We start from the raw sequence: 22888 nt of genomic DNA on the forward strand, positions 1-22888 counted from the left end.
CCGCCATGTACGAGCTGTCCCGGATCCGCCTCTACTCCATCGGGCCCGCCGGTGCGCGCTACGCCGACACCGTGCTCGACCTGCGCGGAGTCGGCGAGCCGGTGCCCCACCCGGCACCCGCCCAGGCGGAGTTCTTCGAGGACGAGCCCACCGGCCCGCCGCGCCGCCCGGCGCCCGCCGGCGTGCTCTTCCTGGAGAACGGCGGCGGCAAGTCCGTCCTGCTCAAGCTGATCTTCTCGGTGATGCTGCCCGGCCACCGCAACACCCTCGGCGGCGCCAGCTCCGGCGTCCTGCGCAAGTTCCTGCTCGCCGACGACTGCGGGCACGTGGCCCTGGAGTGGCAGCACACCCAGACCGGCGAGTGCGTCGTCGTCGGCAAGGTCAGCGAGTGGCGCGGCCGCCAGGTCTCCAACGACCCGCGCAAGTTCGCCGAGGCCTGGTACTCCTTCCGCCCCGGGCCGGGCCTGAGCCTGGACAACCTCCCCGTCGCCGAGGCCACCGCCGTCCGCCCGCCCGTCGAAGGCGCCTCCGGCGCCCAGGGCCGGCGCCGCACGATGAAGGGCTTCCGCGACGCCCTCACCGAGGCCGGCAAGGCGTACCCGCACCTCGAGGTGTGCTTCGAGGAGATCCACGACCGCTGGAACGAGCACCTCACCGAACTCGGCCTCGACCCCGAACTCTTCCGCTACCAGCGCGAGATGAACGCCGACGAGGGCGAGGCCGCCGGCCTCTTCGCGGTCAAGAAGGACTCCGACTTCACCGACCTGCTGCTGCGCGCCGTCACCGACACCCGCGACACCGACGGCCTCGCCGACCTGGTGCACGGCTTCGGCAACAAGCTCGGCCGCCGCGCCGAGCTGATGGCCGAACGGGACTTCACCGCCGGCTCGGTGGACCTGCTCACCAAGATCGTCGAAGCCGCCGAGGCCCGCTCCCGGCTCCGCGACGTCCACGCGGGCGCCGAGCGCCGTACGCGGACCCTCGCCCGGCGGCTTTCCGCCCGCGCCGCCGAGGAGCGCGGCCGCGCCGCCGACCTCGCGCAGCGGGTCACCGGCGCCGCCGACGGGGTCACCTCCGCCGAGTCCGCGCGCTCCCGCAGCGCCGCCATCTCCGCCGAACTCGCCTACCGGCACGCCTCGCTGGCGCTGACCGTCGCCGACAAGGCCGCCGCCGCCCAGCGCCGCGAGCTCCTCGAAGCACGCACCCTGCACTCCGCGTGGCAGGCCGCCGAGATCGTGCTGCGCCACCGCGCCGCGTCCGACCGCTCCGCCCGGGTCGCCGCGGCGATCCTGGAGGCCGAGCGGGACGCGGCTCCGGCGCTGGCCGCCCGTGCCACGGCCGCCGCCGCGCTCGTACGGGCCCTGCACACCGCCGCCGACGACGGGGAGCGGGTCGCCAACGAGGAGGAGGAGCGGTCCGCCAGCCTCCAGGAGGCGGGCGAGGCCGCCCACCGCGATGCCACCGCAGCCGCCACGGCAGCCCAGCGCGCCCGCAGCGAGGCCGAACACCTGCGGGCGCGGCTCGCCGAGGTTGAGCAGGAGACCGCCGAGGCCGTCCGGGCCGGCTGGCTCGACGACTCGGCGCCCGACGCGGACCCGGCGCGCGCGGCCCTCGCCGCCAGTGACGCAGAGAAGACCGCCGTGGCCGCCTGGGACGAGTCCCGCGAGGCCGCGCGTAGCGCCGCCGACGCCGCCCGCGAGGCCGCCGCCGCGGAGTCGCGGGCCGAACTCACCGCCGCGCGGGCCGCGGACGCCGCCGATGCGGCCGAGGCGGCGCACGCAGCCGAGCACCGGGCGGCCGCCTCCCTCGCCGCCTCCCCCCGCCTGGCGGAACTCCTGGGCCTCCCGCCGATCCCCGAAACCTTCCTCCCCCACCCGCGTACGGGCACGCCGGGCGCCGCGTCCGGCGCGCAGCCCGGCCCGGCCGGTGCCGGGCCCGGCTCCACCGGTGACGGACCGGCCCCGACCGCAACCGCCGGAGGCGATGGGCTGACCGTCGAGGACCTCGACCGGAACGCCGACGAACTGCGCGAACTGCTCACCCGCGGAGTCGGGGCGGCCGAGCGGCAGTTGTTCGAGCTGCGCACCGCCGCCGCCGACGACGCCCGGATCCTCGGCGCGCTCGGCGACGGCGGACTGCTGCCGCCCGGCCCCGACGTCCTCGCCACCGTCGAGTACCTCGGCGAACACGGCATCCCGGCCCTGCCCGGCTGGCGCTACCTCGCGCAGTCCGTGGACCCCGCCGACCACGCCGCCGTCCTCGCCGCCCGCCCCGAGCTCGTCGACGGCGTCGTCATCACCGACCCCGACACCCACTCCCGGGCCCGCGAGGTCCTCTCCGCGGCCGCCCTGCTGCCCCGCTCCACCGTGGCCGTCGGTACGGCCGCCGCACTGCTGGCGCCCGTGCCGCCCGCCGATCACTCCGACACCGGGGTCTTCCTCGTCCCGCCCAACCCGGCCATGCACGACGAGCACGCCGCCGACGAGGAGCGCCAGGCGCTGCGCACCCGCGCCACCGCCCGCGACACCGAGATCCGCGACCTGGCCGCCCGCCTCGCCGGGGACCGTGAACTCGCCGCCCGCCTCGCCTCCTGGCGCACCGGCTGCCCGCCCGGCCGCCTCGCCGAGCTGGCGCAGCAGGCCGAGGCCGCCCGTGCGTTCGCCGAGGAGGCCGACGCCGAGCTGGCGGAGGCCCGTACCGTACGCGCCGAGGCCGACGAGGCCGCCGCCGACGCCGCCCGCGTCCGCGACGAACGCCAGGACACCGCCCAGCGGGCCCGCCGCGCCGCCGACGCCCTCGCGGGGCTCGCCTTCCGCCTGCGCGAGCGCGCCGGCTGGCAGGTCAAGGTCCGCGAACTCGCCGACGAGGCCGCCGAGTCCGAGGCCCGCGCCGAGGTCTGCCTGGACCGGGCCCGCGCGGCCGACGAGGACCGCCGCGCAGCCCAGCGCGCCGCCGACGACGCCCGCCGTACCGCCCGCGCGCTGCGCGCCGAGCGTGCCGAGATCGCCGGCGCCCCCGAGGCCCTGCCCGAGGACGACGGCACGGCCAAGGCGCCGCTGCCCGACCTCCGCGAGGCCTACCGGGCCGCCTCCCGGCTGTACGAGAAGGTCGGCGTCGGCGCCGACCTGCGTGCCGAGCAGGCCCGCGCCGAGAGCGACGAGAGCGCCGCCCTCGCCGAGCTCGACCGCCTGACCAACAAGGTCCGCACCCGCGCCGCCCAGCTCCTCGAAGGCACCGATGGCGCCGACGGGCCCTCCCGCCAGGCCGCCGCGGCCCGCGCCGAGTCCCTCGTGCAGATGCTGGAGACCCGTGCGCAGGCGGCCAGCGAGCAGCTCGGCCGGCTGCGCGGCGAGGCAGAACGGCACGCCCCCACCGAGGGCGAGGCGCACACCGACCTGCCCGAGGAGCTGATCCCCGGCGACGTGGAGCAGGCCCAGGCCCTCCTGCGCACCGCCACCGCCCAGCTCGCCGCGCACACAGCGGCCGTGGAGACCGCCCGGGCCGCCCACGCCGACCTGCTGCGTGCCCACCGCACAGCCGAGGACGGCGCCGGAGGCTTCGACGAGACCGCGGCGATGCTGCGGGACCTGCTGCGCGACCACGCCCACCAGGACGACGAGCAGGAGCCGGCGGCGCACCCGGGCACGCTGGAGGAGGCCCGGCAGTCCGCAGCCGAGGCCCGCCGCTCCCTGCGCGGCTGCGCCGCCGACCTCTCGGCCGCCGAGGCGGCGGTGCGCGAGGCGAGCGACATCCTGGTCCGCCACGCCAACGCCAACCGCTACGAGCAGGTACGCACCCCTGCGCGCCAGCAGATCCGCGAACTGCCCGCCTCCGCCCTGCCCGAGCACGCCGCGGCCTGGGCGGCGGCCTTCGCGCCCCGGCTGCGCGTCCTCACCGACGAGCTGGCCCAGCTGGAACGCAACCGCGACAGCATCGTCGACCGGCTGCGCGGACTGGTGGAGTCCGCCCTGGCCACGCTGCGCTCCGCCCAGCGGCTCTCCCAGCTCCCCGAGGGGCTGGGGGAGTGGTCGGGCCAGGAGTTCCTGCGCATCCGCTTCGAGGAACCGGACCAGGCCACCCTCACGGAGCGCCTCGGTGAGGTCATCGACGAGGCCACCCGCGCGGCCGTGAAGAAGAACAGCAGCGCCTCCTTCGGCGAGGGCCGCCGCGACGGCATGTCCCTGCTGCTGCGCGGAGTCCAGGCCGCCCTGGAACCCAAGGGCATCTCGGTCGAGATCCTCAAGCCGGACGCGGTGCTGCGCGCCGAGCGCGTGCCGGTCGGGCAGATGGGCGACGTCTTCTCCGGCGGCCAGCTGCTGACCGCCGCGATCGCCCTGTACTGCACGATGGCGGCGCTGCGCAGCAACGACCGCGGCCGCGACAAGCACCGCCACGCGGGCACGCTGTTCCTCGACAACCCGATCGGCCGCGCGAACGCCACGTACCTGCTGGAACTCCAGCGAGCCGTCTCCGACGCGCTCGGCGTCCAGCTGCTCTACACGACCGGCCTCTTCGACACCACGGCCCTCGCCGAGTTCCCGCTGGTCATCCGGCTGCGCAACGACGCGGACCTGCGGGCGGGCCTGAAGTACATCAGCGTCGAGGAGCACCTGCGCCCGGGCCTGCCCCAGCAGTCCCCGGAGGAGGAGACCATCCACGGCGAGATCACGGCGACCCGCATGTTCCGCCGCTCCACGGTCGGTTCCTGACCGCAGCCCGGGAGCCCCCGGCGGGCCGGCCGTACGCCGGCCCGGCCCGCCGGGCCCCGGCGGGGCTCCCACCGCCCCGCCGAGGGCCCGCAGGGGCGCCCGTACGTCAGCCCCGGCCCGAACTCGCCTGATAGCGCCTGTCCGCGCCCGGAGGCGGCCACACGGCCGGCCGGGCGCCCGGGCCCGCGCCGCTCCGCCGTATTCGGTCCGCCCCGCCGACCGCCTCCGCACGGGCCTCGCGGTTCGCCCGGCGCCGCTCGCGACGGCGGTCCCGAGCCGTGCTGCTCGGCACCGACACCACCCCGTACCGCTGGTTCCACATCTGCCGGGTGATCAGCACGTCCAGCACGCCCCAGGTGGCCACGACCGTCCCGGCTATCGCGCCGATCCCCATCGGCAGGGCCAGCCAGGAGCCGGTGAGCGTGAGGAAGAAGGTGACCGTCGCCCCGGTCAGCGTGACGGCCACGATCAGCACCGCCCGCACCGCCGCGTCCCGCACCGGGTCCGGCATCCTGCGCCGCCGGGCCGGCTCTTCCTCCCACAGCGACCGCCCCGCCGCGCCCACCGCCGTGCCGGTGTCCTCGTACATCCCCATCGCACGCTCCCACCCCGACGAATCCCCTCGAACAGGTAGACGTTCGACGCCGTCGAGAGATTCCCGTATCCCGGACTCTTCCCCAGCACCTGCCCAGCCCGGAACGAAGAATTCCAGCCATCCATCAGGTTGCGGGAACTCACACCCCACCAAGTGTCATCTGCCACATAACGGGCCGCTCTTGACCGGATGTGTCGGACAACTCGTGATCTACGCCCGGGCGTCCGGCCGAAAACGTCCGGACACGCCTTCGAAGCCGCCCCCCGGCAGTAGTAGGCTCACGCCGTTTAAATGACGGAACACCGACCCCCGACAACGGGGTTGAGTTGGGGGAGGCTGGGGAGGCCATGCGCTTTCGCGGGAAGTCCATCCGCCGGAAGATCGTGGCGTTGCTCCTTGTGCCGCTCATCTCCCTCACCGCCCTCTGGGGCTTCGCCACCGTGATCACCGGCCGCCAGGCCGTCCAGCTCCTCGACGTCGCCTACGTCATCGACAAGGTCGGCTACCCCGTCGAGGACGTCGTCCGCGTCATCCAGAAGGAACGCCGCCAGACCCTCGTCGTCCTCGGCGACCCCCGCGCCTCCACCGCCACCGCCGAACTCGCCAAGCGCCGCGCCGCCACCGACGAGATCGTCGACCGGATCGGCCGCAACGCCAAGGACCCCGAGGTCGCCGACGAGCTGGCCCCGGCGGCCGCCCAGCGCCTCGACTCCATCCTCGACGCCTTCCACGGCATCGGCGCACTGCGCCGCTCCGTCGACCAGAACACCCTCGACCCCAGTCAGGCGCTGGAGCTCTACAGCAGGCTCGTCGACCCCTGCTACGAGTTCCTCATGAACCTCCACGCGCTCGAGAACGTGGAAATGGACAAGCAGGGCCGCGCCCTCGTCGGCATCACCCGCGCCCGCGAGACGCTCTCCCGCGAGGACGCGGTCATCGCCGCCGCCCTCGCCGCCCGCAACGTCAGCGCCGCGGACATCCGGCACGTCTCCGACCTCGCCGCCAACCGCACCCTGCTCTACGAGTTCAACCTCGCGATCCTCCCGGCCGGCGACCGCGAGCTGTTCGAGCAGTACTGGAGCAATCCCGAGACCAAGCCGCTGCGCGACGCCGAGGAGCGGTTCCTCGCCGGCGGCCCCGGCAAGAACCCGCGCATCACCGCCGCCCAGTGGGACGAGGCAGCGAACAAGGTCCTCGACGACCTCGCCGCGATGGGCACCGCCGCCGGCGACCGCTACCAGAAGCGCGTCGAACCCGTCGCCATGGACGTCCTCGTCCAGGCGGCCATCGCCGGCATCCTCGGCTTCATCGCCCTCGTCGTCTCCGTCGTCCTCTCCGTGCGCATCGGCCGCGACCTCGTCCGCGACCTGTCCCGGCTCCGCAAGGAGGCCCACGAGGTCTCCGGCGTCCGGCTGCCCGCCGTGATGCGCCGCCTCGCCGCCGGCGAACACGTGGACATCGAGACCGAGGCCCCGCGCCTGGAGTACGAGAAGGACGAGGTCGGCCAGGTCGGCCAGGCCCTCAACACCCTCCAGCGCGCCGCCGTCGAGGCCGCCGTCAAGCAGGCCGAGCTCCGCCGGGGCGTCTCCGAGGTGTTCGTCAACCTCGCCCGCCGCAACCAGGTCCTGCTGCACCGCCAGCTGACCCTGCTCGACACCATGGAGCGCCGCACCGAGGACGCCGAGGAACTCGCCGACCTCTTCCGCCTCGACCACATGACCACCCGCATGCGCCGCCACGCCGAGGGCCTCGTGATCCTCTCCGGCGCAGCCCCCTCCCGCCAGTGGCGCAAGCCCGTCCAGCTCATGGACGTCGTCCGGGCCGCCGTCGCCGAGGTCGAGGACTACGAGCGCATCGAGGTACGCCGGCTGCCGCGGCTCGGCATAGCCGGCCCCGCCGTCGCCGACGTCACCCACCTCGTCGCCGAACTCCTCGAGAACGCCACCGTGTTCTCCCCGCCGCACACCGCCGTCCAGGTGCACGGCGAGCGCGTCGCCAACGGATTCACCCTCGAGATCCACGACCGCGGCCTCGGCATGAACCCCGAGGCGCTGCTCGACGCGAACCTCCGGCTCGCCGAGACCCCCGAGTTCGAGCTCTCCGACACCGACCGCCTCGGTCTGTTCGTCGTCAGCCGCCTCGCGCAGCGCCACGGCGTCAAGGTCGTCCTCCAGCCCAGCCCGTACGGCGGCACCACCGCCGTGGTGTTCCTCCCGGCGGCCCTGCTCACCGAGGCCCCCGAGACGAACGGCACCGGCCTGCGCCTCGGCGACGGCAGGGGAGGCCGGGCGAACGGCCCCGGCCGGCCCGCCCCGGCCGCCGTGGAGCGCACCCCGGCCGGCCGCCCGCCGGCCGCCCCCGAACTGCGCGGCCCCGTCGAACTGGAGGCCCCGCTCGGAGTGCTCGGGCTGGACGGCCTCGACGACCCGGCCGCCCTGGACGAGGTCACCACCGGGATCACCGGGATCACCGGCGCCGGCGGCCGCCCCGCCATGGCCACGCTCGACGACGAGACCCCGCCGAACGGCACCCCGCGCAGCGCCCTCCTGGGCCTGCGCCCGGCGGACCGGCCGCACACCGACCGCAAGGGCGACCGCGACCGGGAGCAGCAGGCCCCCACCGGCCCGGTCCGCCTCGACAGCCACCGGCCCGAGGCGATCCGCGGTGCCCGCCCCGAAGCGCCCCGGTCCGCGGGTGCCGTTCCCCTCCCGCGCCGCAGGCCCACCCCGACGCTGGTCGCCGAGCACGGCCGCCGCATCGAGCCCCGCCCGGTGTCCGCGGTCCCGCAGCCCGCACCGGACCCGGAGGCCGGCGCCCGCCCCGGCGCCGCCCGGCCCGGCAGCGCCCCCGCCAAGGGCTCCGGCGGGCTGCCCAAGCGCGTCCGCCAGGCCAGCCTCGCGCCCCAGCTGAAGAACTCCCCGGCCCCCGCACCCGCCGAAGCCGCCGCGGACCCGGTGGTCCACCGCGACGCGGACGACGTACGTACGCGCATGACCGCACTCCAGCGCGGCTGGACGGCGGGCCGCAAGCAGCAGGCACAGCAGCAGTCCGGGACCGGGGCAGGCACTTCCGCCGCCACCGGTCCCGGATCCGAGAACGAGGGGGACGGTCGATGACCGCACCGCAGACCGGCAACGACACCCGGGGCCGCGGCTCCGGTCCGCTCAACTGGCTCCTCGACGAGCTCGTCGACCGGGTCGGCAGCATCCGCAAGGCGGTGGTCCTCTCCGGCGACGGCCTGCCCACCGGCAGCTCCAAGGACCTGACCCGCGAGGACAGCGAGCACCTGGCCGCCGTGGCCTCCGGCTTCCACAGCCTCGCCAAGGGAGTCGGCCGCCACTTCGAGTCCGGCAGTGTCCGCCAGACCGTCGTCGAGCTGGACGAGGCCTTCCTCTTCGTCATGGCCGCCGGCGACGGCAGCTGCCTCGCCGTGCTCTCCGACGCCGACTCCGACGTCGGGCAGGTCGCGTACGAGATGACCTTGATGGTCAAGCGGGTAGGCGACCACCTGGCGACCGCTCCCCGCTCCGGGCTGCCAGCCGGAGGGTGAGGCGGACGGTATGAGCGATCCAGGCCAGAACCGCCCGGACCACCGCCCGGACCACCGCCCGGACCACCTGGCGGGCGCCCCCGGCACACCCGGGGCACCGCAGGAACCCGCCCACCCGCACTGGTTCGACGACGAAGCGGGTCCCGTCGTCCGCCCGTACGCCATGACCCGCGGCCGGACCAGCCACGCCGGCCAGCACCGGCTCGACCTGATCGCGCTCGTCGTCGCCGAACCGGCGGCCGACGATCCGGTCTGGGACATGACCCTGTCCCCGGAGCACGCCCACATCCTCGGGCTGTGCCGGGAGCGCCCGCAGTCGGTCGCCGAGCTCGCGGCCGAACTCGACCTCGCGGTCGGGGTCGTACGGGTCCTGATCGGGGACCTGGTCGACGAGGAACTGGTCCACGTGACCCGGCCGGTACCGCCGGCCGAACTGCCCGATGAATCCATTCTGCGTGAGGTGATCGATGGCCTTCGGGCGCTCTAGCCGCACCGGTGCGATGCACGCCGTGTCGCCGGTCGAGCCGCTGACCCTGAAGATCCTGGTCGCGGGTGGCTTCGGGGTGGGCAAGACCACCCTGGTCAGTGCGGTGAGCGAGATCAGACCGCTGCGGACCGAGGAACTGCTGTCCGAGCCCGGTGTCGGCATCGACGACACCGGGGGAGTGGAGGGCAAGTCCACCACCACCGTGGCGATGGACTTCGGGCGCATCACGCTGCGCGAGGACCTGGTCCTGTACCTGTTCGGCACGCCCGGACAGGACCGCTTCTGGTTCCTGTGGGACGAGCTGGCCCAGGGCTCGCTCGGCGCCGTCGTCCTCGCCGACACCCGCCGCCTCGCCGACTGCTTCGCCGCCGTCGACTACTTCGAGCGGCGGGGGATCCCGTTCGTGGTCGCCGTCAACTGCTTCGACGGGGCCGAACGCCATCCGGTGGTGACCGTACGGGAGGCGCTGGACCTCGACCCCGAGGTGCCGGTGCTGCTGTGCGACGCCCGGGACCGGGAGTCCGTGAAGGACGTGCTGGTCGGGGTCGTGGAACACGCGATGTCGTTGGCGCGGGCCCGGCGCCGGAGCCTGACCGCGGGGACCTGACCAGCGTCTCCCGGCCCCCGGGGACCGGGTGCACAGGAGGCGGCCCGTACCCCCGCCGACTGGGGTACGGGCCGCAGCTCTCATGGGGGGAGACGGAGGGTCTCGCTCGCGGCGTCGTACGCGGAGCGGGACTGTGGAGCGAGTGTGAACCCGTCGCCGGGGGCCGTCAAGCGTTGGGACAACAGCCCCTGTTCAGGGTCCGCGCCCGCCCGCCGCCGTCACCCCGGCGTGGCCGTCCGCGCCACCTGCGCCAGGGTCGTCACCGCACCGCGACGACCGCCGATCCGTGCCCGAACAGCCCCTGGTTCGCGGTGATCCCCGCGCGGGCCCCCGGTACCTGCCGGTCCCCGGCCGTACCGCGCAACTGCCAGGTCAGCTCGCACACCTGGGCGATGGCCTGCGCCGGCACCGCCTCCCCGAAGGAGGCCAGCCCGCCGCTGGCGTTCACCGGCACCCGCCCGCCGAGCGCCGTCGCGCCCTCCCGTACGAGCTTGGCCCCCTCGCCCTCGGCGCACAGGCCGATGTCCTCGTACCACTCCAGTTCCAGGGCGGTGGAGAGGTCGTACACCTCGGCGAGCGAAAGGTCGCCGGGCCCGATGCCGGCTTCCTCGTACGCGGCACGGGCGATCGACGCCCGGAACGAGCCCGGCGCCGGCCGTACGGCGGTCACCGAGTCGGTGGCGATGTCCGGGAGGTCGAGGACCGTACGGGGATACGTCGGCGTCACCGTCGACACCGCCCGGATCCGCACCGGATCGGCGATCCCGCGCGAGCGCGCGAAGTCCATGCTGCTCAGGACCAGCGCCGCGCCCCCGTCCGAGGTGGCGCAGATGTCGAGCAGCCGCAGCGGATCGGCGACGACCGCCGACCGCGCGACCTCGTCGGCGGTGACCGGCTTGCGGTAGCGGGCGTGCGGGTTGAGTGCGCCGGCCGCGGCGTTCTTGACCTTCACCTGCGCGAAGTCCTCGAGCGTGTCCCCGTACACGGCCATCCGGCGGCGCGCGTACAGGGCGAAGTACGCCGGGTTCGTGGCGCCCAGCACGCGGAACCGCAGCCAGTCCGGATCGTCCGGCCGGTCCCCGCCCGCCGGGGCGAAGAACCCCTTGGGCGCCGCGTCCGCGCCGACCACCAGGACGACGTCGGCCAGCCCGGCCAGGATCTGCGCCCGCGCCGCCCCGATGGCCTGGGCCCCGGAGGCGCAGGCCGCGTACACGCTGGTCACGCGCGCGCCCTGCCAGCCGAGGGCCTGGGCGAAGGTCGCACCGGCCACGTAGCCGGGGTAGCCGGAGCGCACGGTGTCGGCGCCGACGATCGACCGGACGTCGGTCCATTCGAGCCCGGCGTCGGCGAGCGCGGTGCGGGCCGCGGCCCGCCCGTACTCGACGAAGCTGCGGCCCCACTTGCCCCAGGGGTGCATCCCGGCCCCGAGGACGGCGATGTCGGCGCTCACGCGGCGCCTCCCGTCGGCTTGAACCGCCAGGTGGTCCAAGCGGCTTCGGCGTCCTCGTTCAGCACGCCGCCGACCACCTCCACCTCCATCCCGACCGCCAGATCGGCGACGGTGACCCCGGGAACCGTCTGCCCGAGCACGACCATCCCCTCGGCCTCGAGCTCCACCGCGATCAGGGTGTACGGCTCCCAGGGCGCGTCCGGGTCGGAGACGTACGGCGCGGGCGGCCGGTACCGCCCGTCGGTGAAGGACCACACCCGCCCGCGGGGGGAGAGCGGGACCTCGGCGAGCTCGCCGCCGCCGGGGCAGTGCGGATTGCGGCAGTACGCGTCCTCGCGCGGGAAGAACACCGCGGTACAGGCGGAACACCGGGTGCCGAGCAGCCGGAAGCCGCCGTCCGGTCCGTCCTCGGCGAACCACCCGCTCACCACGGGGGTGCGTGCGCGTCCCAAGGGAACCCCTCCCTAGCCAGTCACAGCGATCTGACGGTTCGTCAGGAGTCTGTCACGGGCGGGCGGCCCTGGCACGGGTTCTCGGCAAGCCACTTCTGCGCGATCTCGGCCAGCTCCGCGTCCCGGCCGGCCAGCATCATCCGGATCATCTGCGCGTCCCCGCGCAGCGACCAGGCAGGGTGCCCGAAGGTGGCCGTGTTGTTCTTCTCGATCAGGAAGTGCGCGGGCCAGGCGGTCCCGTACCCGATCAGGGGGAGCGCGGCGAGGTAGCGCCTACGGCCGCGGGCCAGGCCGTACGCCGTGAGGGCGAGCCCGGTGAGGGTGCCGGTGAGGTGGACCCAGCGGGTGGCGGCGCGGGAGTGCATGGCGACGTAGTAGGGCCAGAACTCCTCGTACGAACGGTGCGAACGGTTGGTCATGCGGGCACGGTACTCACGGCCGGACCGAGGCGACAGAGACCGGGAAGTCGAAGGCGGAATCGGGAAAGGCCTCGGGCTTGAACGTGAAATGCCACCACTCCTCGGGCAGGTTCACGAAGCCCTGCGCGGCGAGCGTCCGTCCCAGCAGCTGCCGGTTGGCGCGGGCGGCGCCCGTGATCCTCGGGTTGTCGGTGTGCGAGAGCGGATCGAAGAGGTCGAACGGGGTCCCCATGTCGACGGGCCGCCGCAGCGGCAGCCGCACCAGCGTCACGTCGACCGTACTCCCGCGACTGTGCCCGGACTTCTCGGCGATGTACCCGTCGGGAATCAGCCGCTCCTTGTCGATGTCCGGATAGAACTCCGCCTTCGTGGACTGGTCCTGCGGGTCCGCGGCCCACCGCACGAAGCTGTCCACCGCGCGCTGCGGCCGGTAGCAGTCGTACACCGTCAGCGAGTACCCGCGCGGCAACAGCTCCCGCTGCGCGCGCCGCAGCGCCTCGGCGGCGGGACGGGCGAGCAGGCAGACGGGCTCCTCGTACCCGTCCACGACCGCGCCGGTGAAATTGTCCGCCGTGGCGTACCTGATGTCCTGGCCGATCGTGGGATCGACCTCGGCCAGGGCCACGAACCCGGGCGGCGCCGAGGCCCCGGTGCCGCCGCCGGCGAGCACCGCCGCACAGCCCATCACTCCCGCAACTGCAGTCATCCTCATACCCCTTGGCATATCATCACGGTATGCAGGTACAGCCGAGGGACTCGCACTGCTCCACCTGCGGTTCGCTGTTCGACACGACCGCCTGGCCCCGTACGTGCGCCTCGTGCGGCGCCGTCACGTACCGCAACCCGCTCCCGGTGGCCGTCACGCTGCTCCCGGTCGAGGACGAGGCGGGCACCGGCCTCGTGGTCATCACCCGCACCATCGAGCCGGCGCTCGGCGGCATCGCCCTGCCGGGCGGCTTCATGGACTTCGGCGAGGACTGGCGCGACGCGGTCGTCCGCGAGCTGCGCGAGGAGACGGGCATCCGCGCCCCGGCCTCCGAGGTCGTCCTGGCCGACGCGATGAGCTCCCCGGCGGGCCACCTGCTGCTCTTCGGCCTTCTGCCGCTGCGCCCGACGGCATCCCTGCCGCCGTCGGTCCCGACGGACGAGACCACGGGCTGGCACGTCCTGCGCACCCCGACGCAGCTGGCGTTCCCGCTGCACACCCAGGCCGCCGCGGCGTGGTTCGCGGGACGCTACGGCCTCTGACGGCGAGGCGGGCGTACGGGTCGGGCCCGGCGTGATGCCGGCCCGCCGCCCGCCGCTCATACCCCCAGGTCCCTCACGAAGCCCGCCATCGTCACCACCGCGACGGCCACCGCCGTCACCGTCAGACCCCGCCCCCACAGCGCCCTCAACGGCACCGGCCGGACCCGGAGGCACGCCCCCGCGACCACCGGGAGCACAGCGCTCGCCACCGTGCACGCCCAGAGCGCCCCGAACCCGGGGGCCGACGCGACGTGGTCGCGCAGCCACCCGTGGGCCAGCAGGGCGGGTGGCGCCGATACCGGCACCAGCAGGACCAGGACCGCGACCGGCTCCGGCCACGCCGTCAGCCGGGCGGTCAGGCGGCCCAGGAGCGCCAGCGGCTTGACGAGCAGCAGCCCGTGGAGGAAACCCACCGCCACCGCGGCGACCGGTCCGACCCCGAACATCACCAGGAACCCGCCCGGGGACGCCTCCTGCGTCGCGACGAGCAGCCCCCATGCGAGGAGCAGCTGGCAGGCGCCCACGACCTCGGCGCCCGGCGCGATGTCCCACTGCCGCGGTCGGCGCAGTGACCGCAGCCCGGGCACGCTGGCCCGCGCGGGCCCCGTCGGGTGCGCCGGGCTCGCCAAGACCATCACAAACCCCCTGAACGAACGGCTCCGACGGCAGCAGGGTCGGTCGCCGCCGCACGGGGCAGGATCCCGCGGCCCCCTAGAAGGGCCCTGCATCCGCGCTGGAATGCGCCCCGGAAGCGGCCCCGGATCCCGGTGCGGGAGCCGATCCGGGTACCGTCCCGGACACCGATCCGGGTACCGTCCCGGATCCGGTTCCGGCCCCGGGTCCCGTCCCGGCCGGCCCCGGCACCTCGCGGTCGAGTCCCCGTACCTCCACGCCCTCCACGGGTTCCCCGGCCTCGTTCTCCACCACCACCGCGTCGCCCAGCCACCGCACCGTGTACCGCTCGACCACGCCCGGCTCGAAGCCCGGTCCCGGGTCCCGGATCACCACCCCGCCGCCCGTGCGTCCCCGTGCCGGGGCCCACGCCTCCAGGGCCACCCCGCCCTCCCCGGGCCGGCGCACCGGCAGTACCGCCCCCGCCCGGGCCAGTACCGGGATCCGCCCCGGCGGGGCGTCCAGCAGGATCTGCCCGGGGCCCTCGTACGCCGCCCCGGTCGCGGTGTCGTACCACCGCCCGCGGGGCAGCCGGACCGCCCGCCGGTCCGCCCCGCATTCCAGCACCGGCGCCACCAGCAGCGCGTCGCCGAGCAGGAACGCGTCCTCGCAGTCCCGCAGCGCCCGGTCCTCCGGCGCCCCCCACCACAGCGGCCGTACGTACGGGGCCCCGGTCCGGCGCGCCAGCTGGGCCAGCGTCATGAAGTACGGCCTCAGCCGCTCCCGCTCCGCCAGGACGGCCCGCGCCCGCTCCTCCACCTCCGCCCCGAACTCCCACGGCTCGCGCCGCCCGGCCCAGATCGCCGAGTGGGTCCGGAACAGCGGCAGGTACGACCCCAGCTGGAGCCAGCGCAGATACAGCTCCGGCGCGGGCGCACCCCCGAAACCGCCGACGTCCGGGCCCGAGTACGGCACCCCGCACAGGCCGAGCCCCAGCACCAGCGCGAGCGAGGCCCGCAGCCCCTCCCAGCCCGTCTCCACGTCCCCGGACCAGGTGCCCCCGTACCTCTGCATCCCCGCCCACCCCGACCGGGAGAACAGGAACGGCCGCTCGTCGGGCCGCAGCCGCACCAGCCCCTCCCAGCCCGCCCGCGCCATCCCCAGCGCGTACACGTTGTGCGCGGCCCGGTGGTCCCCGCCGGCGCCGTCCATCGCGTGCCGCGCCGAACGCGGCAGCGTCATGTCCCCGAACGGCGCGAAGGACACCGGTTCGTTCATGTCGTGCCACACCCCGCAGAAGCCCTGCTCCAGCCGCTCGGCGTACAGCCCGCCCCACCACGAGCGCACCGCCGGATCCGTGAAGTCCGGGTACGCGCACTCGCCGGGCCAGACCTCGCCGCGCACCTCCCGCCCCTGCGCATCCCGTACGAAGGCCCCGCCCGCCCCCACCGCACGGCCCGAGTCGTGCACCGCGTCTCCCGCCTTCACCGCCGGGTCGACGATCGAGACGAGCCGTACGCCCTGCTCCCCCAGCTCCCGCGCCAGCCCCGGCAGATCGGGGAACCGCTCCTTGTCGACCGTGAACACACGGTGCTCGTCGTAGTGGTCGATGTCCAGGTGCACGGCCGACAGGGGGAGCCCGCGCGCGGTGTAGCCCGACACCACCCGCCGCACCTCCTGCGCGCTCCCGAACCCCCACCGCGCGTGCTGGTAACCGAGCGCCCATTCGGGCGGCACGGCGGCCCCGCCCGTCAGCCCCGACCAGCCCTGCAGCACTCGCGCCGGCGTCCCCACCAGCACCCAGCACCGCAGCGGCCCGCCCTCCATGCGCAGCTCGCTCGAGCCCGGCCGGTCCGCGCCGGAGCCGGCGCCCTCCTCGCCCTCGCGCAGTGCCACCCGGCCGTCCCAGGAGTTGTCGTGGAACACCAGATGCGTTCCCGCGTCCGCGACCACCATCTGCACCGGCATGGTGATGTACAGCGGATCGTCGCCCGGCCCGAAGCCGCCCTTGGGGTCCGTGTTCCACAGCCGGTACACCCCGTCCCGCAGCCGCGGCCCGCCGGCCCGTCCGCCCAGCCCGAAGAACCGTGCGTCCGCCGGCACCTCGGCCCGCTGGAGCCACCGCGATTCGACCGGCTGCCCGGCGACCGGCTCCGCCGGCTCCCACCAGCGCGGCGGGAACTCCCGGCGCAGCACCGTGCCGCCGGGCGTGCGCACCTCGACCGCCCCGTGCCGGGACACCGCCACCGTGACCCGCTCCGACACCACCCGCCAGCCGCCGCCGGTGTCCGGTTCCAGCACGGCCCGCGGGTCGGGCCCCGGCCCGCTGCCGACCAGCGCGTACGAGGGCGTCGGCGCGGCCCCGTCCCAGCCCCAGAACACCGCACCGCCCGCCGTGACCCGTACGAGCAGCTCCGACCGGGCGAACCGCAGCACCCCGCCGCCCGGCCGGGGTTCCGTACCGGTCAGCAGCCCCGGCACGCGGGCCCGCTCCGCGCCCCGGCGCGGGAGCCCCACCGCGTCCGCCCGCCGGTGGCGCCAGGCCGAGCGCCACGCGCGCCGTCCGCGCTCCGTACCGATCTCTTTCACCGCACGCACCAGATCGCGACCGTTCATGCTGCTCACCCTGCCACCGGCCGCCGGGCGAGCGGGCTGCGTTCAACTTCCGTTCACTCGTCCATGACGCCTCTGGTGCGGATCTAGATCGCATGGCATGGTCCCTGTGAGCCGCCGCGCGCACACCCACCGCGCGATGGCACCGTACGCACACCACGCGAGAGCCGCAGACTTGACCGGGAGCCCACCCATGACCTCAGCCACCCCGCCGGAACCCCTCTGGTCCCCGGGCCCCGACCGCATCGCCGCGGCCCGTATCACCGCGTTCCAGGCCTGGGCCGCGGAGCGGTTCGGAGCCCCCGCGGACGGCGGCTACCCCGCGCTGCACAGCTGGTCCGTCGACGAGCTCGACACCTTCTGGCAGGCCGTCGCCGAGTGGTTCGAGGTCCGGTTCACCACTCCGTACGAGTCCGTCCTCGCGGACCGCTCCATGCCGGGCGCGCGCTGGTTCACGGGTGCCGAGCTCAACTACGCCGAGCACGCCCTGCGCGCCGCCGAGGACCCGGCGCGCGCGGACGACGCCGCGCTGCTGTACGTGGACGAGACCCACGAAGCCACCCCCGTGACCTGGGCCGAGCTCCGCCGCCAGGTCGGCGCGCTCGCCGCCGAGCTGCGCGCCCTCGGCGTACGCCCCGGCGACCGGGTGAGCGGCTACCTCCCCAACATCCCCCAGGCCGTCACCGCGCTCCTCGCCACCGCCGCCGTCGGCGCCGTGTGGACCTCCTGCGCCCCCGACTTCGGCGCGCGCAGCGTCCTCGACCGCTTCCAGCAGGTCGAACCGGTCGTCCTGTTCGCCGTCGACGGCTACCGCTACGGCGGCAAGGAGCACGACCGCCGCGACACCGTCGCCGAACTGCGTGCCGAGCTCCCCTCGCTGCGCGCGGTCGTCCACATCCCGCTGCTCGGTACGGCCGCCCCCGAGGGCGCCCTCGAGTGGTCGGAGCTGACCTCCGCCGCCGTCGAGCCGGTCTTCGAGGCCGTCCCGTTCGACCACCCGCTCTGGGTGCTCTACTCCTCCGGTACGACGGGCCTGCCCAAGGCGATCGTGCAGTCCCAGGGAGGCATCCTCCTCGAGCACCTGAAGCAGCTCGGCCTGCACTGCGACCTCGGCCCCGTGGACCGGTTCTTCTGGTACACCTCCACCGGCTGGATGATGTGGAACTTCCTCGTCTCCGGCCTGCTCACCGGTACGACGGTCGTCCTGTACGACGGCAGCCCGGGCTACCCCGACACCGGGGCCCAGTGGCGGATCGCCGAGCGGACCGGGGCCACCCTGTACGGAACCTCCGCCGCGTACGTCATGGCCTGCCGCAAGGCGGACGTGCACCCCGCGCGCGATTTCGACCTCTCCGCCGTGAAGTGCGTGGCGACCACGGGCTCGCCGTTGCCGCCCGACGGCTTCCGCTGGCTCCACGACGAGGTCGCCGAGGACCTCTGGATCGCCTCCGTCAGTGGCGGCACCGACGTCTGCAGCTGCTTCGCCGGCGCCGTCCCCACCCTCCCCGTCCACATCGGCGAGCTGCAGGCCGCCTGCCTGGGCACCGACCTGCAGTCCTGGGACCCGTCCGGCAAGCCGCTGACCGGGGAGGTCGGCGAGCTGGTCGTCACCAACCCCATGCCCTCCATGCCGATCCACTTCTGGAACGACCCGGACGGCAGCCGCTACCGCGACAGCTACTTCGAGATGTTCCCCGGCGTCTGGCGCCACGGGGACTGGATCACGATCACCGACCACGGCTCGGTGGTCATCCACGGCCGCTCCGACTCCACCCTCAACCGGCAGGGCGTCCGGATGGGCTCCGCCGACATCTACGAGGCCGTCGAACGGCTCCCCGAGATCAAGGAGTCCCTCGTGATCGGCCTGGAGGAGCCGAACGGGGGCTACTGGATGCCGCTGTTCGTCCACCTCGCACCCGGCGCCACCCTCGACGACGACCTCCGCGGCCGCATCAAGGCGACGATCCGCGAGGAACTCTCCCCGCGGCACGTCCCCGACGAGATCATCGAGGTCCCGGGCATCCCGCACACCCTCACGGGCAAGCGCATCGAGGTCCCGGTCAAGCGCCTCCTCCAGGGCACGCCCATGGCGAAGGCGGTCAACCCCGGTTCGGTCGACCGGCTCGACCTCCTGCCCTTCTACGAGGAGCTGGGCCGCACCCGTACCCGCGGCTGAGGTCACTGTCAGTGGCCCTGGTTACTGTGAGTGAGCAATCGACTGCGCCACTCAGGGGGAGCCATGCCACGGACGACGCGTCACGACAACGGCCGCAAGACCAGCGACACCACCGGTCGTACGGCCGGCCGCACCACCCGGCGCCGCATGCTGCGCCGCGAAGTCCCCAGCACCGTCGGCCTCCTGGCCGACGCAGGGGACTTCGCGGCCATGCGCGGCTACCGCAGCTTCACCTTCGACCACCACGACGACTACAGCGACTACCTGCGGCACGTCGACGGCCTGCTCCGGTCCCTCGCGGCCCAGGGCATCCACACCACCGTTGCCCTCTTCGACCCCGACGACTACGCCGAGTTCTGCACGGAACACGGCCTCGATCCGGACACCGCCGCAGCCCGCACCCGCTTCACCGCCGAACTGGCCGGCGCCGGGGCCGTGCTGCCCTACACCGGCCAGCCCATCGACGAACTCGTCCCGCTCCTCGTCGACGCGGCCGTCCGCCAGGCCACCTGGGAGTACGCCACCGGCCTGCTCGCCGGCGTCGGAAACTGCGCCGACTGCGGCGAGGACATCGGCCACGCCTCCTTCACCCGGGCCGCCGACACGCTCACCCGCCTCGTCGACGGCGCCGGACCCGGCCACCACCACCTGGTGTGCAGCGTCCCGACCCAGGACGAACAGCTCCTCGCCGTCCTGCACGCCGAAGTCACCGACGACCCGGGCGGCCCACCACGCATCGAGGGCCGCGAAAGCCTCGACTTCGTCACCGTCCTCGCCACCGGCCTCGCCCTCGGCGGCCCCGGGGGACTGGTGCTGCGCAGCACCACCGAGGGCTTCCGCGACCGGGTCCACGGCTGGCGCCTCGACCGCGGCCGCCTGGTCCCGCTCTCCGCGGCGGCCGTGTTCAACGCCTACTGCACGGACGCCGACACCGGGGACCCCGTAGCCCCCGAGCCCGGTGTCGAATACTGCCCCGGCTACGAGGTGGACGGTCCCACCCCGCACCACTAGCGCGAGCCGACCGGGAGACGACCGAGGGGCCCCCGCCACCGGCGAAGGCCCCTCGATCGACAACACCCCGCCCGGCTACTCGCCGGACAGCACCGCCTGAGCGGCCACACGGGCCTCGTCGGCGCTGTCCGCCGCACGCGCCGCGGCAGCGGCACGCTCACACTGCGCCAGCGTGTGCTTGGCGAGCGTCGCCCGCACGTAGGGAATCGAAGCGGCACCCATCGAAAGAGAGGTGACACCCAGACCCGTCAGCACACAGGCCAGCAGCGGGTCGGAAGCGGCCTCGCCACAGACGCCGCAGCTCTTGCCCTCGGCCCTGGCAGCCTCGGCCGACATGGCGATCAGGTCGAGCAGCGCCGGCTGCCACGGGTCCTGCAGCCGCGACACCGCACCGACCTGACGGTCGGCGGCGAACGCGTACTGGGCCAGGTCGTTGGTGCCCAGCGACAGGAACTCGACCTCCTGCAGGATCGAGCGCGCCCGCAGCGCAGCGGACGGGATCTCCACCATCGCGCCGAACTTCGCCTTCAGCCCGGCCTCGCGGCACGCGTCCGCGAACGCCCTCGCGTCGATCCGGTCGGCCACCATCGGAGCCATGACCTCGAGGTAGACCGGCAGGCCCTCGGCCGCCTTGGCCAGCGCGGTGAGCTGCGTGCGCAGCACGTCCGGGTGGTCCAGCAGCGACCGCAGACCGCGCACGCCGAGCGCCGGGTTCGGCTCGTCGGCCGGCGTCAGGAAGTCCAGCGGCTTGTCGGCACCGGCGTCCAGGACGCGTACGACCACACGACCCTCGGGGAAGGCCTCGAGCACCTTGCGGTACGACTCGATCTGCTTCTCCTCGGACGGCGCCTTCTTGCTGTCGTCCAGGAACAGGAACTCGGTACGGAACAGGCCCACACCCTCGGCTCCGGCCTCCACGGCCGCCGGCACGTCCGCCGGACCGCCGACGTTGGCCAGCAGCGGCACCTTGTGACCGTCGGAGGTCGCACCCGGACCGGACGAGGCCGCGAGAGCGGCCTTGCGCTCGGCGGCCGCGGCCTCCAGCTCGGCCCGCTTCTCGGCGGTGGGCTCGACGAACAGGTCACCCGTGCTGCCGTCGACGGCGATGACCGTGCCCTCGGCGATCTCACCGGCACCCGGCAGCGCCACGATCGCCGGCACGCCCAGCGCCCGCGCGAGGATCGCGCTGTGGCTGGTCGGGCCGCCCTCCTCGGTCACGAAGCCGAGGACGAGCGCCGGGTCGAGCAGCGCGGTGTCGGCGGGGGCCAGGTCCCGCGCGATCAGCACGTACGGCTCGTCGCTGTCCGGCACACCCGGCATCGGCACACCGAGCAGCCGCGCCACGATCCGGTTCCTGACGTCATCCAGGTCGGCCACCCGGCCGGCCATGTACTCCCCGGCTCCCGCGAGCAGGTCACGGTACGAGGCGAACGCGTCGTACACCCCGCGCTCGGCGGTGCTGCCGACAGCGATGCGCCGGTCCACGTCCGCCATCAGCTCGGGGTCCGTGGCGATCATCGCCTGGGCCTCGAGCACGTGCTGGGCCTCGCCGCCGGCCAGCTGGCCGCGCGCGATCAGGTCGGCGGACACAGCCTCCACGGCTTTGCGGGCGCGCCCCTGTTCGCGCTCCGCCTCGTCCGCGGTGATCTGCTTGGCCGGCGGCTCGAGAACCGCCGTGCCCATGTGCCGCACCTCGCCGATCGCCACCCCGTGGCTCACGCCGACGCCTCGCAGCGTTGTCTCCATTTCACCCGTCTCCGATTGAGCGGCGGCCCCGGCCGCCGCGGTGGATGTCCGACCCGCCCGTGTGGGACGGACGCGTCACTGCCAGCTGAAGAGAACGTCTCCGGCCTTGACGTCGCCGTCCTCGTTCATGTCGCCGAGGGCGTCGGCGGTGGCCTCCAGCGCCACGACGGGGCAGATCGGCGACTTGCCGGCGTCCTCGACGGCCTGCGGGTTCCAGCGGATGACGCCCTGACCGCGGGTCACGGTGTCGCCCTTGTTGACGAGGAGCTCGAAGCCCTCGCCGTTGAGCTGAACGGTGTCGATCCCGAGGTGGGTGAGTACGCCGTGTCCTTCGCCGTCGACGACGACGTACGCGTGCGGGTGCAGGGAGACGATCACACCGTCGACGGGGGACACCGCCTCCGAGGGCTCACGCACGGGGTCAATGGCAGTGCCCGGACCCACCATTGCGCCGGAGAACACCGGATCGGGCACTGCCGCGAGTCCGATGGCGCGCCCGGCGAGTGGGGACGTCACGCTGGTCATGGGGGGCCTCCCAGGGGTGGGGCTTCATCGTGTTGCCGTCACAGCCTGTGCTGTGGCGACATACTTTTTGAAGGGTATGTCATGACACGTCCCGGTTCGCACGTAGTGAAGCCCCTGCCAGAGGCCACGACGCGCTGCCGCGACGACGTAGTGGACTAGACCATACGCCTGAATCGATTTGCTTGGGCACCACCCGCCCTGTACTGTCGTGACTCCCGCCAGGACGTGCCGCGTGAACATCTCGCGAACAGCTGATGGACGGGACTCCTCCTCTTCAGTGCCGATCTTGATCTTTTCTTCTCCTCGTATGCCTTTTCGGTAAATCGGGTGAGTGGTCAGGAAGCCGGAAAAGCCCTGATAGAGTCGGAATCGCCGGAAAGGGAAAACGCGAAAGCGAAGACCCCGGAAAGCAAGCGGGACTGACTCTGATAGAGTCGGAAACGCAAGAACGAAAGCCCGGAGGAAAGCCCGAGAGGGTGAGTACAAAGGAAGCGTCCGTTCCTTGAGAACTCAACAGCGTGCCAAAAATCAACGCCAGAAGTTGATACCCCGTCCACTTCGGTGGATGAGGTTCCTTTGAAAAAGACCTGCGAGGTCGCCTTCGGGTGATGCTTGCAGGCAACAACACAGCGAGGACGCAGTGGTCAGTCGGTCATATTCCGACCATGACTGGCCCGCTCAACGTGTG

17 protein-coding genes are annotated in these 22888 nt (G+C 73.9%); 8 read left to right on the top strand and 9 right to left on the bottom strand.

Annotated elements, in window-relative coordinates:
* Positions 1 to 5 precede the first annotated feature (5 nt).
* Complete coding sequence (locus tag AB5J51_RS32120) at positions 6 to 4709, top strand: hypothetical protein (RefSeq protein WP_369779213.1); 4704 nt, start codon at positions 6 to 8, stop codon at positions 4707 to 4709.
* 106 nt (positions 4710 to 4815) lie between these two features.
* On the opposite strand, the gene AB5J51_RS32125 is transcribed toward AB5J51_RS32120, so the two are convergent.
* Positions 4816 to 5304 (bottom strand): hypothetical protein, encoded by a 489-nt coding sequence (locus AB5J51_RS32125; protein WP_369779214.1) that lies wholly within the window; start codon positions 5302 to 5304, stop codon positions 4816 to 4818.
* Between the two features lie 347 nt (positions 5305 to 5651).
* Here AB5J51_RS32125 and AB5J51_RS32130 point away from each other — a divergent pair, with 347 nt between their 5' ends.
* From AB5J51_RS32130 to AB5J51_RS32145, 4 genes are read left to right on the top strand one after another with little or no spacing between them, the layout of a single operon-like run.
* Positions 5652 to 8420 (top strand): nitrate- and nitrite sensing domain-containing protein, encoded by a 2769-nt coding sequence (locus tag AB5J51_RS32130; RefSeq protein WP_369779215.1) that lies wholly within the window; start codon positions 5652 to 5654, stop codon positions 8418 to 8420.
* Positions 8417 to 8854, top strand: a complete 438-nt coding sequence (locus tag AB5J51_RS32135) for a roadblock/LC7 domain-containing protein (protein WP_030162639.1) — start codon at positions 8417 to 8419, stop codon at positions 8852 to 8854. Before AB5J51_RS32130 ends, AB5J51_RS32135 begins: the two co-directional genes overlap by 4 nt.
* Before the next feature lie 10 nt (positions 8855 to 8864).
* A complete protein-coding gene (locus AB5J51_RS32140) occupies positions 8865 to 9341 on the top strand; it encodes a DUF742 domain-containing protein (RefSeq protein WP_240805708.1) in 477 nt (158 codons plus the stop codon).
* Complete coding sequence (locus AB5J51_RS32145) at positions 9322 to 9948, top strand: ATP/GTP-binding protein (RefSeq protein ID WP_053790318.1); 627 nt, start codon at positions 9322 to 9324, stop codon at positions 9946 to 9948. Before AB5J51_RS32140 ends, AB5J51_RS32145 begins: the two co-directional genes overlap by 20 nt.
* A 259-nt stretch (positions 9949 to 10207) precedes the next feature.
* Here AB5J51_RS32145 and AB5J51_RS32150 read toward each other — a convergent pair whose 3' ends face one another.
* Genes AB5J51_RS32150 through AB5J51_RS32165 form a run of 4 tightly spaced genes read right to left on the bottom strand, consistent with a single transcriptional unit; the run spans position 10208 to position 12975 of the window.
* Entirely contained in the window at positions 10208 to 11398 is a 1191-nt protein-coding gene (locus AB5J51_RS32150; RefSeq protein WP_136227434.1) for a lipid-transfer protein, read from the bottom strand.
* Positions 11395 to 11850, bottom strand: a complete 456-nt coding sequence (locus AB5J51_RS32155) for a Zn-ribbon domain-containing OB-fold protein (protein WP_369779217.1) — start codon at positions 11848 to 11850, stop codon at positions 11395 to 11397. Before AB5J51_RS32155 ends, AB5J51_RS32150 begins: the two co-directional genes overlap by 4 nt.
* A 41-nt stretch (positions 11851 to 11891) precedes the next feature.
* Positions 11892 to 12269 (bottom strand): Mpo1-like protein, encoded by a 378-nt coding sequence (locus AB5J51_RS32160; protein WP_369779219.1) that lies wholly within the window; start codon positions 12267 to 12269, stop codon positions 11892 to 11894.
* 13 nt (positions 12270 to 12282) lie between these two features.
* Complete coding sequence (locus AB5J51_RS32165) at positions 12283 to 12975, bottom strand: M15 family metallopeptidase (RefSeq protein ID WP_369779220.1); 693 nt, start codon at positions 12973 to 12975, stop codon at positions 12283 to 12285.
* 29 nt (positions 12976 to 13004) lie between these two features.
* Between AB5J51_RS32165 and AB5J51_RS32170 the strand changes: the two genes are divergently transcribed.
* Positions 13005 to 13517: an NUDIX domain-containing protein gene (locus AB5J51_RS32170; RefSeq protein ID WP_133898629.1), complete on the top strand. Its 513-nt coding sequence runs from the start codon at positions 13005 to 13007 to the stop codon at positions 13515 to 13517.
* Positions 13518 to 13573: 56 nt separating this feature from the next.
* Here the strand turns inward: AB5J51_RS32170 and AB5J51_RS32175 are convergent, their stop codons facing one another.
* Positions 13574 to 14152: a hypothetical protein gene (locus AB5J51_RS32175; RefSeq protein ID WP_053790324.1), complete on the bottom strand. Its 579-nt coding sequence runs from the start codon at positions 14150 to 14152 to the stop codon at positions 13574 to 13576.
* Between the two features lie 76 nt (positions 14153 to 14228).
* Positions 14229 to 16745 carry a glycoside hydrolase family 31 protein gene (locus tag AB5J51_RS32180; RefSeq protein WP_369779221.1) on the bottom strand — a complete coding sequence of 839 codons (2517 nt, stop codon included), beginning with the start codon at positions 16743 to 16745 and terminating at the stop codon, positions 14229 to 14231.
* Positions 16746 to 16935: 190 nt separating this feature from the next.
* Here AB5J51_RS32180 and AB5J51_RS32185 point away from each other — a divergent pair, with 190 nt between their 5' ends.
* Positions 16936 to 18918 carry an acetoacetate--CoA ligase gene (locus tag AB5J51_RS32185; protein ID WP_369779222.1) on the top strand — a complete coding sequence of 661 codons (1983 nt, stop codon included), beginning with the start codon at positions 16936 to 16938 and terminating at the stop codon, positions 18916 to 18918.
* Between the two features lie 63 nt (positions 18919 to 18981).
* Positions 18982 to 19929 carry a hypothetical protein gene (locus AB5J51_RS32190; protein WP_369779223.1) on the top strand — a complete coding sequence of 316 codons (948 nt, stop codon included), beginning with the start codon at positions 18982 to 18984 and terminating at the stop codon, positions 19927 to 19929.
* A gap of 75 nt (positions 19930 to 20004) precedes the next feature.
* On the opposite strand, the gene ptsP is transcribed toward AB5J51_RS32190, so the two are convergent.
* Both ptsP and AB5J51_RS32200 read right to left on the bottom strand, forming a co-directional pair.
* Positions 20005 to 21675: a phosphoenolpyruvate--protein phosphotransferase gene (ptsP, locus tag AB5J51_RS32195; RefSeq protein ID WP_369779224.1), complete on the bottom strand. Its 1671-nt coding sequence runs from the start codon at positions 21673 to 21675 to the stop codon at positions 20005 to 20007.
* 75 nt (positions 21676 to 21750) lie between these two features.
* Complete coding sequence (locus AB5J51_RS32200; RefSeq protein WP_053790327.1) at positions 21751 to 22200, bottom strand: PTS glucose transporter subunit IIA; 450 nt, start codon at positions 22198 to 22200, stop codon at positions 21751 to 21753.
* Positions 22201 to 22888 lie beyond the last annotated feature (688 nt).

This window comes from Streptomyces sp. R33, assembly GCF_041200175.1.
GTDB lineage: Bacteria > Actinomycetota > Actinomycetes > Streptomycetales > Streptomycetaceae > Streptomyces > Streptomyces katrae_B.